A 13,681-nucleotide genomic window follows, 5' to 3' on the forward strand; every position below is an offset into this window, starting at 1 on the left:
CAGCGTCAGTTCCGGCGGCGCCAAGGAAACGGCGCGTTTCATCGCCCGTCCCAGCATCGCCACCTTGGAAACCTCGGCCAACAGCCAGGCCTTCCAGGCCGGCTGGAAGAGCACCGGCTGCGGCTTCTGATTATCCCGCCGCGGCGTTCCGCCCAGGCGGACGCACGGGTCATGCACGATCGATCGCCAGGCTCCCCACTGTCGCCTGGCGGCGACGAACATCGGTCATAGATAAGTGGTGAGCGCATCCAGCCAAGGCCGGATCCCGCCCGGTAGATCATCGCCGCAGTTTACCTAAGATAATCCCCCAGAGACCGCCATGACCTCCCTTCTGACGATCAACGCCGAGAACCTTCAACGCAGCACGCAGAGCTTTTATATCTTCCAGGAGCCTTCCATCTATTCAGGTGGCCAAACCGTTTACATCAACAGTCTCTATTGCCAGACCCTGGGAAACTACGAATCCACCGGCGCGACGCTCACGTTCCAGGCGAATATGCAGTCCTTCGCGGCCATCCAGCAGGCGCACAGCTACCCGGTGGTCGGCCAGCCTTCGGGCTTCGCCTCAGCCTTCTACCCTATCGACCTGGCGCCGACCCATGGCGCGACGAACCACTGGACCACCGCCTCCGTCGCCCCGCTCGGCCTGACGAGGCCGACCGCCGGCGTCGGCGTGCGGCCCGGCGCCTTCCGGATCACGACCCCGAGCTACTCGCCGCCCGCCTTCTACAATATTGGCTCGGCGGTCCAGATAAACGGCGGCCTCGCCCTGTCGAACTTCGTGATCGCCGACCCCGTCAGCGACATCGACTGCCAGCCGATTCTGCAGTTCTACGTCCAGACTGGGCGCTACATGCCGGGCATGGTGACGAACTTCAACCAAGCCGCCATGAACGCCGCCCTCTGCGACTTTACGGGCGGCCACTCGGTCATCAACGTCACGCTGAACCCGGACGGCTCCTGGACCACCAGGATCATCCTATAACCCCCGGAGCTAGCCAGCCTGATCGCCGCCGTCGCTTCGCGGCGGCGTGAATGGGCTTTCCTACGCGGCCGTCGCCGGCTCCAGCTTGTAGACGCGGGAGCAGTACTCGCACGTCACGTGGATCTTGCCGTCCGGCTCGACCATGTCGGCCACTTCCTCGGCCGAGAACGAGTCCAGCACCACGCCGATCCGCTCTTCCGAGCAACGGCAGAAGGCCCGCATCGGCTTCTGGTCGAGCAGCCGCACGCCGTCCTCGTTGAAGAGGCGCCACAAGAGGGTCGGCGTCGAGACCATGGGATCGACCAGTTCGTCCTCGCCCGTGGTCTCGAACAGGGCCTGGGCATGGGTCCAGGCGTCCTGGGTGTCGCCGCGCGCCTGGTCGCCCGCGATGACCTGGATCAGGATGCCGCCGGCGCGCCACCTGGGCCCCTCGCCCGTATCGACCTGGCCAACGGCCAGACGGACGCGAGTCGGCGTCTGCTCGGACTGAGCGAAATACTGCTCGGCGCACAGGGCCAGGGTCTCGCCCTCGATCGGCGTCACGCCCTGATAGCGGTCCATGTCCGGTCCCTGGTCCAGGGTCATGATGAACACGCCGCCGCCCAGCAGGGTCTTGGCCCCCGGACGCGCGAAGCCTTCCGACACGGCCGCGACCTCGTCGGGATCGAAGCGGCAGTAGCCGCGCAGGCCGCCAGAGGTGTCGTAGTCGACGACCACGTAGCGCACGGCGCCCTCGCCCTGGGCCTGGATGATCAGCCGCCCTTCGAACTTAAGGCTGGAGCCGACCAGGGCGGCCAGCGCGCAGGCCTCGCCCAGCAGATTGGCCACCGGCTCGGGATAGGCGTGGCGCGTCAGCACCTCGTCGACGGCGTCGCCCAGCCGGACGACGCGGCCGCGCACGGGCAGGCCTTCGATCTGGAACGCGGAGACGACGTCGTCGAGGACGCCGGGATTGGGGGCGATGTCGGTCATGGGGAGGCTAGATAAGCGGTCTGATCGAAATTGCGAGCCTCGTCGCCGTTCCCGCATCGCGGCGACTGTCTCTGATTTGAGTATCGCGGCGTCCTGCCGCATTGCAGCGCTTGAGGAGTCGGCTCACCTCTTGAGCGCCGTCGCTCTTTGCCCATACGCGCCGGCGCAGTCGGCCAGCGCATCTCCAACCGGGCGCTGGCCGGCGCCCTTCCTTAGCTTACCCGATCGCGCCGAAAGCCCAGGCGAGCACCGACTTTTGCGCGTGGATGCGGTTCTCGGCCTCATCCCAGACCAGCGAGCGCGGGCCGTCCAGCACCGCGTCGGTGACTTCCTCGCCCCGGTGGGCCGGCAGGCAGTGCAGGAAGACGCCGTTGCCGGCGGCCAGGTCCATGAGCCCGTCATCGACCTGATAGGGCTCCAGAGCGGCCAGGCGCTCGTCGTGGTCGGTGTCGCCCATCGAGACCCAGGTGTCGGCCACGACCACGTCGGCGCCGCGCACGGCTTCCTTGGGGTCTGCGGTCATGCTGACCCTGCCCTGCAGGCTTTCGGCGCGCGCCAGATCGTGCAGGTCGGCGTGATAGACCGCCGGGCAGGCGATCTTCAGCTCGAAGCCCAGCAGCGGCGCGGCGTGGATGAAGCTGGAGCAGACGTTGTTGCCGTCGCCGACCCAGGCGATCGTCTTGCCGGCGATCGAGCCGCGATGCTCCTCGATGGTCAGGATGTCGGCCATGATCTGGCACGGGTGACTCTTGTCGGTCAGGCCGTTGATCACCGGCACGGTCGAGACCTGGGCGAAGCGCTCGACATCGGCGTGGCTGTTGGCGCGGATCATCACCGCGTCGACCATGCGCGAAAGCACCTTGGCGGTGTCCTCGATAGTTTCCCCCCGGCCCAGCTGCATGTCCGACGAGGTCGAGATGATCGCCGCGCCGCCCAGCTGGCGCATGGCCGCGTCGAACGAGAAGCGGGTGCGGGTCGAATTCTTCTGGAAGATCATCGACAGCACCCGATCCTTGGCCGGCGCGTCGACGTCGACCTTGCCCTGCGGCCAGCCCTTGCGGGCGGCCTTGCGGGCGTGAGCGTCGTCCAGCAGCAGGCGCAGAGTCGCGCCGTCCAGCTTCCAAAGGTCGATGAAGTGGCGGGGGGCGGTCATGAGCCAAATCCCTCACGCCCGCTCCGGCGGACCGAAGCGGGCGATTTCAAGAGTTCAGGTGTGTCAGGCGGCGGCCTTGGCGCGAGCGGCCTCGCAGGCCTTCTCGAACTTGGCGATCGCCTCGCTGGCTTCCTCGATAGTCAGGTTCAGCGGCGGCAGCAGGCGCACGCAGTTGTCGCCGCCGCCGGCGACCAGCAGGTGCTGATCGCGAGCCAGAACCATGAACTCGCGGTTGTTCGGGATCAGCTTGACGCCGATCAGCAGGCCCTTGCCGCGGATGTCGACGATGACGTCCGGGAAGCGGTCCTTCAGGCCGTTCAACTGCTGGGTGAAGTAGCCGGCCACGGTCTTCACGTTGTCGAGGATCTCGTCGGTGTTGATCGTGTCGAAGGCCGCCTTGCCGACGGCCATGGCCAGCGGGTTGCCGCCGAAGGTCGAGCCGTGGACGCCCACGGTCATGCCCTTGGCCGCCTCGGCCGTGGCCAGGCACGCGCCGACCGGGAAGCCGCCGCCCAGGGCCTTGGCCACGGCCATGATGTGCGGCTCGCCGCCCGGGGCCCATTCGTAGGCGAACAGCTTGCCCGTCCGCCCCATGCCGCACTGCACTTCGTCATAGATCAGCAGCACGCCGTGCTCGTCGCAAAGCGAGCGCAGGCTGACCAGGCAGTGCTCGGGAACGGCGCGCGCCCCGCCCTCGCCCTGCACGGGCTCGATGATGATCGCGGCCGTGGTCGGGTTGGCGATCGCGGCCTTGAGGGCGTCATGATCGCCGAAGGTCAGCTGGGTGTAGCCCGGCAGGCGGGGACCGAAACCCTCGACATAGCTGGGATTTCCCGAGGCGTTGACCGCCGCGTATGACCGGCCGTGGAACGAGCCGTCAAAGCCGTAGATCTCGGTCCGCTCGGGTTGGCCGTTGGCGGTGTGATACTTGCGGGCCGTCTTCAGCGCGCACTCGATCGCCTCGGTGCCCGAGTTGGTGAAGAACACCACGTCGGCGAAGCTGTGGGCGCACAGCTTGTCCGCCAGCTCTTCCTGCTCGGGGATCCGGTAGATGTTGGAGACGTGCCAGAGCTTCTCGCCCTGGGTCTTCAGCGCCTCGACCAGCACCGGGTGGGCGTGGCCCAGACCGTCCGTGGCGATGCCCGCCACGCAGTCCAGATATTCGCCGCCGTCGGTCGAGTACAGGCGCGCGCCTCGGCCTCGCTCGAACGCCAGCGGGGCGCGGTTGTAGACGCCCATGATGTGGTGCTGCGAGGTGTTGGGCGACGTCACGGTGCTCAAGAGACCGACCTCCCTAAAAGGAAAGAAGCCCCCGCGCTGTTCGCACGGGGACCGGAAGGCCGCAGGTTGTCGCCATGGAACGGCGTCCTGTCAATCAAAGGTCCATGAAAGAGCGCTGAAAAGCTGGCGAAAATCCGCGATTTTGTCGCCAGGGCCACAAGCCGATCAGCTCTTCAGGCGATAGCCGGTGACGAACAGGCGCCAGCACCACAGGAAGAGCGCCACCGCCAGCAGCCCCGTCGACGCCACGCCGATCACGATCGAGCCGTCGGCATGGCCGATGAAGCCATAGCGGAAGCCGTCGATCAGGTAGAAGAACGGGTTGAAATGACTGGCCGAGCGGAATGGCTCGGGCAGCTTGTCGACCAGATAGAACGTGCCCGACAGGAAGGTCATCGGCATGATCAGGAAGTTGGTCACGGCGGCCAGCTGGTCGAATTTCTCGGCCCACAGCCCCGCCAGCACGCCGGCCAGACCCAGGATCAGCGAGGCCACCGCGCCGTAATAGACGATCGCCCAGGGGTGGATGACCGACAGGCCCGCGCCTGGCAGCACGCCGATGACAATGGCCGTCACCGCCCCCACCACGACGCCGCGCGTCGCCGCGCCCAGGGTGAAGGCCGAGACCTGCTCCAGCGCCGACAGCGGCGGCGTCAGGAAGTCCGGCGTCAGGCCCATCATCTTGGCCTGGATCAGCGAGGATGAGGAATTGGCGAAGGCGTTGTTCAGGATCGCCATCATGATCAGGCCGGGCGCCACGAAGTGACCGAAGGTCACCCCGCCCACGGCGGGACGGCTGCCGCCCACGGCGACCACGAACACCAGCATATAGAGAAGGGTCGTCACCACCGGCGCGGCGACCGTCTGCGTACCGACCTTCCAGAAGCGACGGATTTCACGCTGGTAGAGGGTCACGAACCCGCTCCAGTTCCAGCCGTGATAGTCGCGCGGCTGCGGCGGAATGACGCTCTCGGCCATGTCTTTCATGCGCTTAACCCGTTGCCCTGCTTGGCCATGTGCGCTTTGCGCCCCCTTTTCGCAAGCTCGGGCTTGCCTGAATCAACATCTTGTTTCTGTGGACAGAGTCGATGGCGCCCATTGTGCGTTTTAACGTATTCTTTACGATATGTAGTAGGACGACCGCCGGCGGGGCGGTTCGATCACCAGATATGGGGTGACGGGCGTGGGGACGCCCTTCTCCCTTATCGAATGGCGGAGACGGGCTATGAGCTGGACCGACGAACGGGTCTCGACCTTGAAGAAGCTGTGGCTGGATGGGCTTTCAGCCAGCCAGATCGCCAAGCAACTGGGCGGCGTCACGCGCAACGCCGTCATCGGCAAGGTTCACCGCCTTGGCCTGTCAGGCCGCGCGGCGCCCTCGCAGCCGGCCCGACCGGCCTTCAAGGCGCCGCGTCCGGCGCGTCCGGCCACCCAGGCCATGCCGTCGGCGCCGCGCCGCGTGACGCCGATCGAGGCGCCGTCCGCGCCCGTCGCCGCCGCGCCCGCGCCGCTGCCGGCCTTCCGTCACGAGGAGCCGGGTTCGGCCACCGTGCTGACCCTGGGCGCCCACATGTGCAAGTGGCCGATCGGCGATCCGTCGTCGGAAGGCTTCACCTTCTGCGGCCGCCGCTCGTCGGAAGGCCCCTACTGCGTCGAGCACGCCCGGGTGGCCTACCAGCCGCAGCAAACCAAGAAGAAGGGCGGCGCCACCGAGCTCGCCCGTTCGCTTCGCCGCTACATCTAAGAAGAACATAAGGTCTCTCAGGCGGCGGATCCCGGGGCGCTCACGCGCCCCGGGATTTTCCATTTCTGGGGGACCGGCCTAGATAGGGCCCATGACGGACCTTCCGCCAACCGATTCCAACGCGCCGCCCTATTCGGTCTCCGAGCTGGCCTTCGCCCTGAAGCGCACGCTGGAGGATCGCTACGGCTTCGTGCGGCTGCGCGGCGAGCTCAGCAAGGTCACCCATCACGGCAACGGCCACGTCTACCTGACCATCAAGGACGACAAGGCCGCGATCGACGGCGTCGTCTGGAAGGGCAATGTCCGCAGCCTGGGCGTGCGGCCAGAGCATGGGCTCGAGGTCATCGTCACCGGCAAGATCACCACCTATCCGGCCGGCTCGCGCTATCAGATCGTCATCGACAGCATGGAGGCCGCCGGCGTCGGCGCCCTGCTGGCCCAACTGGAGCGCCTCAAGGCCAAGCTCGCGAGCGAAGGCCTGTTCGAGCCGAGCCGCAAGCGTCCCCTGCCCTCGATGCCCGCCGTGGTCGGGGTGATCACCAGCCCGACCGGCGCGGTGATCCGCGACATCCTGCATCGCATCCGCGATCGCTGGCCGTGCCGGGTCCTGGTCTGGCCCGTGGTCGTCCAGGGCGAGGCCGCAGCCGGCCAGGTCAGCGCGGCGATCCGGGGCTTCAACGCCATCGCCCCCGGCGGGCCCGTGCCGCGCCCCGACATCCTGATCGTCGCGCGCGGCGGCGGGTCCGTGGAGGATCTCTGGGCCTTCAACGACGAGGCCCTGGCCCGAACCGTGGCCGAGGGGACCATTCCGCTGATCTCGGCCGTTGGGCACGAGACCGACACGACCCTGATCGACTTCGTCTCCGACCGCCGCGCGCCGACGCCCACGGCCGCGGCCGAAATAGCGACTCCCGTTCTGGCCGAGCTGCGGGCCCTGATCTCGGACTTCGACCGCCGCCTGAACCGCTGCGGATCGCGGGTGCTGGAGGAGCGCCGCACGCGCCTGACCAGCGCCGCCCGCGGCCTGCCCCGCCCGACGGATCTGCTGGCGCTGGCCCAGCAGCGCTTCGACATCGCCTCGGGCCGGCTCGACGCGGCCCTGCAGCGCAACACCGCCGTCCACGCCCAGGACCTGTTGAAGGTCACCGCCCGCCTGACGCCGGACGCCCTGCGTCGCCAACACGCGGCCAAGGCCGAGCGGCTGGCCGACCTGAGCCGCCGGCTCAACGCCTGCGGAACCCGCGCGCCCGAGCGGGCCAGGACCCATGCGCGCCTGCCCGTGCTCTGGGAGCGGCTTCAGTCGGCCGGGACGCGCCGCCTGACCCGCGCCGAAGAGCAGCTGGCCGGCCTGGACAAGCTTCGCCGGTCGCTGGACCCGCGCCGCCCCATGGAGTTGGGCTTCGCCCTGGTGCGAAAGGCCGATGGAACGATCATCCGCTCGTCCGCCGCCCTGGCGCTGGGCGATCACGTCGCCTTGCAGTTCGCGGATGGCGAGCGCGAGGCGGTGATCGGCAATGATGGCCCGCCGCCCTCGGCCGTCCGCCCCGCTCCCGCGCCGCGTCCCAAGCCGCCCCCGCCCAAGACCGAACAGGGCGACCTGTTCTGAACCGCCGCTCCGGCGTAGAGTAGAGCCATGAACGCTTTCGATCGTGATCTCGGAAAGTCCGACGGCTTGGCCGTCCTGCACTATGGCGACGGGGAATACGCCGTGCTGTCGCCCGGCCGTTTCGTGCTATGCGCCGTCACCAACGCCAAGATCCCGTTGGAGGCGCTGCGCTATTGGAGTCCGGAGCACCAGGAAGCCTATGCTAGCGCCGCCGAGGCCCTGAAGCGCTGGCGCCAAGGCTGATCCCCGCCCTCGGTGTTATATCGGCGCCGTCTAAAACGTACCCATTATGGGGTTTTGGCGCCGTTGGAAATCCAGGGCTCCCGAACGCGCATGCTCGCCTGAGCGTTGATGCCGGAGGGGATCTCGGACCTGCCGGACGCGGGCTTCGAACCGCGGCGGCTTGATACGCGCTCTTACACGCGTTTGAAAAAGCTCGAAACGCCAGAGACTTATCTCGACCTTGAGCCCGCCTCGCCGCATTCGCGCGTGAAGACACGCATCCGCCCTCTCTTGGAGCGGACCTTCCGAAGACCTCCCCACAGGGCCAAAAACGGCGCGACGCGCGCCTTTTTTTGCGGTCAAACTCGCGTTATTCGTGTCTAGCGCGAGTTTCAATCCTTCGTTAGCTATGCCGCCCCTATCGGAGCGGTAGGTCGCAGGGGAGCGACCCTCGTCTCAATCTTTCCGTGAAATCCTCGAGGAGGCGGCTCCCGCATGTCGGCGGCGCTCGAAAAGCTGCGCTTTCTGCTGGTGGACGACAACCAGCACATTCGGTCGATCGTCTCGACGATCCTGAAAGGCGTGGGCGTCAGGCAGATCCGCGAGGCGATGGACGGCGCCGAAGGCCTGCAGATCCTGCGGGACTGGCGGACCGACATCGCCATCGTGGACTTCAAGATGAGCCCGCTGGACGGCGTGCAGTTCACCCAGCTGGTGCGCAACGCGCCCGACAGCGTCGATCCCTTCCTGCCGATCATCATGCTGACCGGCTTCGCCGAGCGTCACCGGGTGTTCGAGGCCCGCGACGCCGGCGTCACCGAGGTGGTGGTCAAGCCGGTGACCGCGCGCTCGCTGCTGGATCGCATCAACACGGTTATCTTCCATCCGCGGCCATTCATCCGCTCGGCGGACTATTTCGGTCCATGCCGTCGCCGTCGAAACGATCCCTCCCACAAGGGCCCCTTCCGCCGCCCCGGCGAGCCCGACGCGCCGGACGGCAAGGTCAAGATCTAGGACGGACTCTGCGCGGCGGCGCGCTCCCGCTCGGCCAGCTCCGCATAGACCTCGTTGGGCCAGCGGCGGTGGACCCAGAACCACTCGGCCGGACGCTCGCGGATGCGCTCCTCCATGAAGGCGTTGATCATCCGCACCCCTGCTTCGATGTCGGCCGTGCGGTCGCCCGTCTTCGGCGGGACAATGGGTTCGTGCACCACCGCCCGGAACCGCGCGCCCTTCAGGCGTTGCACCGACATCGGCTGCAGCACGGTCCCAAAGCGGATCGCCAGGCGGGTCGGCCCAGGCGCGGTGCGGGCGTCGTGACCGAAGAACGGCGCGGCCACGCCGCTATTGAACTTCTGGTCGTTCATCAGGGCGACCGACTTGCCCTCGTTCATGCCTCGGAGCAGTTCGCGAGAACCGTCGCCGCCCTTCGGCGCGAACAGACGCACCCCGTAGCGGAAGCGGCTGTCCCGGATGCGCTGGTCGACATAGGGGTTGTTGGCGGCTCGATAGGTCATCTCGCAGATCACGCCGCTGTCGACGATCGCCGCGGGCATCACCTCCCAGTTCGAAAGATGTCCCGAGACGAACACCACCGGGATCTTCTGCTCGGCGATCTGGGTCAGGCGCTCTGCATTGACCACCTCGACCCGGCCGGTGGACGGCAGGATCTTGTCCATCAGCGGAAACTCGGCGAACGAACGCCCCAGGCCTTCCCATTGTTCGTCCAGGATCCGCGCATGCCAGGCGGCGTCCTTTTCGGGGAAGGCCAGCTTCAGGTTCCGGGTCGCGACCTTGTGCGCGCCGCTCAGCGGCCCGAACGTGCGTCCCAGCCATCCGCCGAAGTCCGACGCCCGGTCCACGCCCATCAGGCGCACGGCGCCGATGAAGAGGTCGAAGCCCAGGGCCTCCAACCGCCAGAGCAGATCCTGCACCCAAGGCCGACGCTTATCAGACATGCGCCCTTAGTAGGCTCGCCCGGCCGTTTCGCGCAACGGCGAGCGCTCCGGCACGCGACTTGCGGTTCGCGCCCCAGGCCGTTCTGTTTCGGGACGGCCTCGAGACTTAGGGGGCAAGACTTTCATGGGTAACGACATCGACGTTCACCTGGGCAAGCGCCTGCGTCGGCGTCGCCGTCTGCTGGGCCTGACCCAGCAGCAGCTGGCCGGCGTGGTCGGCGTACGCTTTCAGCAGATCCAGAAGTACGAGTGCGGCGCCAATCGCATCTCGGCCGCGCGGCTGTGGCAGCTGTCCGAGGCGCTGGAGGTTCCGGTCGGCTATTTCTACGACGGCCTTTCGACCGCTCGCCACGAGACGATCGGCGCGGTCGCCGAGGGCGGCGAGATGTTCGCCCGCAAGGAGACGCAGGACCTTGTCCGCGCCTATTATCTGCTCGGCGAGCGCCCGCGTCGGCGCCTGCTGGACCTGGCCAAGTCGCTGCACGGCGGCGAACACGTCGATGCGTGAGAAAACCGGACGACGGCGGTGTTCGAAAGACATGGCGCAGGGGCGGTCGGAAAGCTAAACCCGCCCCATGACGCTCTCCGCTGACCAGCTGGCTTCGCTCGACGCCTTCATCATCGACCTGAACAAGGCCTCGTCGGCCGCGATCCTGCCGCTCTTCCGGGCCGATCACGGCCTGGAGGACAAGGGGGTGGGCAAGAACCTGCCGCGCGATTCGCACGGCGCGTTCGATCCGGTGACCGAGGCCGATCGCGGGGCCGAGGCGGCGATCCGCGCGATGATCGCCGCGCGTTATCCCGAGCACGGCGTGATCGGCGAGGAATATGGCGAGGACCGGCCCGACGCCGAGTTCGTCTGGGTGCTGGATCCGATCGACGGCACGCGCGCCTTCATCGCCGGCCTGCCGCTGTGGACGACCCTGATCGGCCTACGTCATCAGGGCCGGCCGGTGCTGGGCTCGATCGGCCAGCCGTTCACCGACGAGCTGTTCATTGGCCACGCCGGCGGGTCGCGGTTGCTGGCCCGCGGCCAGAGCCAGGTCATCCATGTCCGCGAATGCTCGAACCTGAACGACGCGGTGATCGCCACCACCGATCCGGACGCCTGCTTCGACGGCGCGGAACGCGGAGCCTGGCTGCAGGTGCGCGCCGCTGCCAAGCTGGCCCGCCTGGGCTGCGACGCCTATGCCTACGCCATGGTCGCCATGGGCAAGATAGACATGGTGATCGAGGCCGGACTGAAGTCCTGGGACATCGAGGCGGCCATTCCGGTGGTCGAGGGCGCGGGCGGGCTGGTCACCGACTGGCGCGGCCAGACGATCGGTCCGAACGGCGGCCAGATGGTGATCTCCGGCGATCGTCGACCGCTGGACGAGGCGCTGGTCAGCCTACGGCGCTCGGCGAAATAGGCGCGATCGCGTCCACGGTCTCGTCGAAGGCCTTCCAGAAGACCGCCCGGCGTGGGTCGGTCTCGATCAGGATCTCGTGGAAAGCGCCGGCGACCTCGACATGGCGCCCGCGCGGCAGGCGTCCGGCGATAGCCTTCTGGGCCGGATTGGACACGCGATCGTCCAGCTCGGCGGACGTGATCGTGACGGGAACCGAGACGCCTTCCACGGCCCCCTTTCGCCCCAGCCAGGCGCAGGCCGACACCGCGAAGTCGAGCCAGCCCCAGGTCATGCCGCCCACCGCGATCCGAGGATCGGCCCGTAGCTGGGCCATGTAGCGCTCGTACCGCGCTCGATCGTGCGTCAGCGTGTCGTTCTCGAAGGTCTGGGCCAGCGGATCGTATTGGGCGCCCTTGACGTACTGCCCGGCCAGGCCGGCGCGCGCCAGCGTCCAGGACAGCATCGTCGCGGCCCAGGGCGGAACCCCACCCGTGTTCAGGCCCAGCATCGGCGCCGACAGCACACAGGCGGAGAAGCGATCCTCGCCCTTGGCCAGGGCCAGCAAGGTCAGGCAGCCGCCCATGGAATGGCCCATGGCGATCCACGGCTTTGGCATACGCACCTCGAAAGCGTCGAGCAGCGCCCCGTAGTCCGCCAGGAAAGGCTTGAAACCCCGGGCGTGCCCCTTCAGCCGGTCTGGAAGGCTACGCGCCGAGAGCCCCTGCCCTCGCCAATCATGCAGCAGCACCGCGAAGCCGCGCGCCAGGAGGTCCGAGACGACCTCGTAATACTTCTCCAGCGGCTCGCTGCGGCCGGGGCTGAGCACCACAGAGCCACGGGCCGGACCGTCCGGAAAAAACGTCGCGGCGCGGAGGGTCGTCCCCTCCGCGCCGCGGAACCATTCAGCCTTGCCGTGGTCGGGAACCGGCGCCTCGGGAATCGAGACCAGAAACGCCGGTTGCTCCGCCATTTTTCGGCTTAGCGCATCTTGGCGAACAGGGCGCCCATCTTGGGCTGCAGAGCCATGGCCGCGCCCATGTCCGACAGCTTCAGCTTGCCGGTCATCACCGCCATGGTCGGATCCAGCGTACCAGCGCCGATGGCCAGCAGGTCGTCCAGGGCCAGGGTCATGGTCAGGTCGGCCGGCTTGTCTTCGTTCGTCACCGAGCCGCCGTCGATGTGAATGACGCCGGCGTCCTTCAGATCGAACTTCAGGCTCTTGCCCAGGCCGCTGTCATCGCCGACGGCGGTTTTGATGCGATCCGTGATTTCCTGGATGGTGGCCATAAGCGCGATCTCCCTTGCGCGAAATGATGTTGCGGATAGCTAGACCGGCCCGCCCGGTTAAGTAAACACCGTTCAGACGACCCAGGGCCTTATTTCTTCCCATCGTAGAAGGCGACCTTAGTTGGGGTTCTTGTCAACTTTACCCGTACGGCGCCCTGGTGGTCGGCCGGACGAAAATAGGGAAATTCGTTGAACTTCGGCAGCGGCGCGCTGTGGCCGTCGGCGAACACGATGACGCCGCTCACAGCCTTGGGAAAGGCCAGGCCGGTCATCTTCGGGGCCATGAAGGCCATCACGCCCGCCGTCTTGCCGATAACCGCGTTGGCCTCGGCCACCGTCGCCGCCAGCTCGCGCGCGTCATAATCCTGCGCCGGCTTCAGCTGCGTGCCGAATGTCATCATCGTGCTCATCTTCCAGCCGACGGGCACGTCGAACACGATCGCGGGATCGTCCTCCAACTGGGCCAGGGTCGGCAGGTGTTCGAAGTAGCCCTCCTCGTCGACCGGCAAGGGCGTGCGCGCGCCGCCACGCTCGACCAGGACGGCCTTCAGGTCGGGCTGAGGTTTGCCGTCGTGGCGGATCGCATAGCTCAGCTTCAGGCGAGCGCGCTGGGCTGCCGGCACCTTCAGGAACTTGTCCAGGAAAGGCAGCACCTTGGTCGCCTCGACCGACTTCTCGGCGAAGGCCGGACTGGCGGTCGACGCCAGCAGGGCGGCGGTCAGGATCAGTGAGAGGGGCCGTGTCATCTGGGCTTCACGAACTTGAGGGTCATGCGGTCGCTCTCCCCGATGGCGTCGTACTTGGCATGGTCGAAACCCGGCTCGGCGGGCTCGCCGCGCGGCGCCGACAGGCGCGTGGGCGGCAGGGTCCAGACGCCGAACGGATGGTCCTTGGTGTCCTTGGGATTGGCGTTGATCTCGCTGGTCGCGGCCAGCACGAAGCCGGCCTCCTTGGCCATCTGGATCACGTAGTCCTGCTGGACATAGCCGTCGGCGGCCAGCACGTCCTGCACGCGTCCGGGCTCGCCCCGATGCTCCTCGACGCCCAGCACGCCGCCCGGCTTCAGCGCCGCCAGGGCGTCC

At 67.4% G+C, this 13,681-nt stretch carries 15 protein-coding genes and 1 pseudogene; 7 read left to right on the forward strand and 9 right to left on the reverse strand.

What is annotated here, in order from left to right:
- The first annotated feature begins 319 nt into the window (after nucleotides 1-319).
- The gene (locus VJ655_RS04740; protein ID WP_324109914.1) at nucleotides 320-985 is read left to right on the forward strand and encodes a hypothetical protein; all 666 of its coding nucleotides are present in this window, start codon (nucleotides 320-322) and stop codon (nucleotides 983-985) included.
- A gap of 60 nt (nucleotides 986-1,045) precedes the next feature.
- Here the strand turns inward: VJ655_RS04740 and VJ655_RS04745 are convergent, their stop codons facing one another.
- From VJ655_RS04745 to VJ655_RS04760, 4 genes are all read right to left on the reverse strand, one after another.
- The gene (locus tag VJ655_RS04745) at nucleotides 1,046-1,957 is read right to left on the reverse strand and encodes an Hsp33 family molecular chaperone (RefSeq protein ID WP_324109915.1); all 912 of its coding nucleotides are present in this window, start codon (nucleotides 1,955-1,957) and stop codon (nucleotides 1,046-1,048) included.
- Nucleotides 1,958-2,174: 217 nt separating this feature from the next.
- Complete coding sequence (gene argF / locus VJ655_RS04750) at nucleotides 2,175-3,110, reverse strand: ornithine carbamoyltransferase (RefSeq protein WP_324109916.1); 936 nt, start codon at nucleotides 3,108-3,110, stop codon at nucleotides 2,175-2,177.
- Nucleotides 3,111-3,173: 63 nt separating this feature from the next.
- On the reverse strand, nucleotides 3,174-4,391 hold the full coding sequence (locus VJ655_RS04755) for an aspartate aminotransferase family protein (RefSeq protein WP_324109917.1): 1,218 nt from the start codon (nucleotides 4,389-4,391) through the stop codon (nucleotides 3,174-3,176).
- A gap of 165 nt (nucleotides 4,392-4,556) precedes the next feature.
- Entirely contained in the window at nucleotides 4,557-5,378 is an 822-nt protein-coding gene (locus tag VJ655_RS04760; RefSeq protein ID WP_324109918.1) for an ABC transporter permease, read from the reverse strand.
- A 238-nt stretch (nucleotides 5,379-5,616) separates the two neighbouring features.
- On the opposite strand from VJ655_RS04760, the gene gcrA reads away from it, so the two are divergent.
- The 4 genes from gcrA (at nucleotide 5,617) to VJ655_RS04780 (ending at nucleotide 8,977) form a co-directional block, all read left to right on the forward strand.
- Nucleotides 5,617-6,135 carry a cell cycle sigma 70 cofactor GcrA gene (gene gcrA / locus VJ655_RS04765; protein WP_324109919.1) on the forward strand — a complete coding sequence of 173 codons (519 nt, stop codon included), beginning with the start codon at nucleotides 5,617-5,619 and terminating at the stop codon, nucleotides 6,133-6,135.
- 91 nt (nucleotides 6,136-6,226) lie between these two features.
- Complete coding sequence (xseA, locus tag VJ655_RS04770; RefSeq protein ID WP_324109920.1) at nucleotides 6,227-7,741, forward strand: exodeoxyribonuclease VII large subunit; 1,515 nt, start codon at nucleotides 6,227-6,229, stop codon at nucleotides 7,739-7,741.
- A gap of 27 nt (nucleotides 7,742-7,768) precedes the next feature.
- Nucleotides 7,769-7,984, forward strand: coding sequence for a DUF2093 domain-containing protein (locus tag VJ655_RS04775; RefSeq protein ID WP_324109921.1), 216 nt, complete (start codon nucleotides 7,769-7,771; stop codon nucleotides 7,982-7,984).
- Between the two features lie 474 nt (nucleotides 7,985-8,458).
- A complete protein-coding gene (locus VJ655_RS04780) occupies nucleotides 8,459-8,977 on the forward strand; it encodes a response regulator (RefSeq protein WP_324109922.1) in 519 nt (172 codons plus the stop codon).
- On the opposite strand, the gene VJ655_RS04785 is transcribed toward VJ655_RS04780, so the two are convergent.
- On the reverse strand, nucleotides 8,974-9,921 hold the full coding sequence (locus VJ655_RS04785; protein ID WP_324109923.1) for a lysophospholipid acyltransferase family protein: 948 nt from the start codon (nucleotides 9,919-9,921) through the stop codon (nucleotides 8,974-8,976). The genes VJ655_RS04780 and VJ655_RS04785 overlap by 4 nt on opposite strands.
- A 124-nt stretch (nucleotides 9,922-10,045) precedes the next feature.
- On the opposite strand from VJ655_RS04785, the gene VJ655_RS04790 reads away from it, so the two are divergent.
- Both VJ655_RS04790 and hisN read left to right on the forward strand, forming a co-directional pair.
- The gene (locus tag VJ655_RS04790) at nucleotides 10,046-10,429 is read left to right on the forward strand and encodes a helix-turn-helix transcriptional regulator (protein WP_324109924.1); all 384 of its coding nucleotides are present in this window, start codon (nucleotides 10,046-10,048) and stop codon (nucleotides 10,427-10,429) included.
- A gap of 67 nt (nucleotides 10,430-10,496) precedes the next feature.
- Nucleotides 10,497-11,333 (forward strand): histidinol-phosphatase, encoded by an 837-nt coding sequence (hisN, locus tag VJ655_RS04795; protein WP_324109925.1) that lies wholly within the window; start codon nucleotides 10,497-10,499, stop codon nucleotides 11,331-11,333.
- Here hisN and VJ655_RS04800 read toward each other — a convergent pair.
- The 4 genes and pseudogenes from VJ655_RS04800 to VJ655_RS04815 form a co-directional block, all read right to left on the reverse strand.
- Nucleotides 11,308-12,282 carry an alpha/beta hydrolase gene (locus tag VJ655_RS04800; RefSeq protein WP_324109926.1) on the reverse strand — a complete coding sequence of 325 codons (975 nt, stop codon included), beginning with the start codon at nucleotides 12,280-12,282 and terminating at the stop codon, nucleotides 11,308-11,310. The two genes, hisN and VJ655_RS04800, sit on opposite strands and share 26 nt — an antisense overlap.
- Nucleotides 12,283-12,290: 8 nt before the next feature.
- Nucleotides 12,291-12,599 (reverse strand): SCP2 sterol-binding domain-containing protein, encoded by a 309-nt coding sequence (locus VJ655_RS04805; RefSeq protein ID WP_324109927.1) that lies wholly within the window; start codon nucleotides 12,597-12,599, stop codon nucleotides 12,291-12,293.
- A gap of 89 nt (nucleotides 12,600-12,688) precedes the next feature.
- Nucleotides 12,689-13,345, reverse strand: coding sequence for a DUF2987 domain-containing protein (locus VJ655_RS04810; RefSeq protein ID WP_324109928.1), 657 nt, complete (start codon nucleotides 13,343-13,345; stop codon nucleotides 12,689-12,691).
- Nucleotides 13,342-13,681, reverse strand: a pseudogene (locus VJ655_RS04815) (methyltransferase); the annotation flags it as partial. The gene VJ655_RS04810 and the pseudogene VJ655_RS04815, both read right to left, overlap by 4 nt.

Source organism: Caulobacter sp., from assembly GCF_035254145.1.
Taxonomy (GTDB): Bacteria; Pseudomonadota; Alphaproteobacteria; order Caulobacterales; family Caulobacteraceae; genus Caulobacter.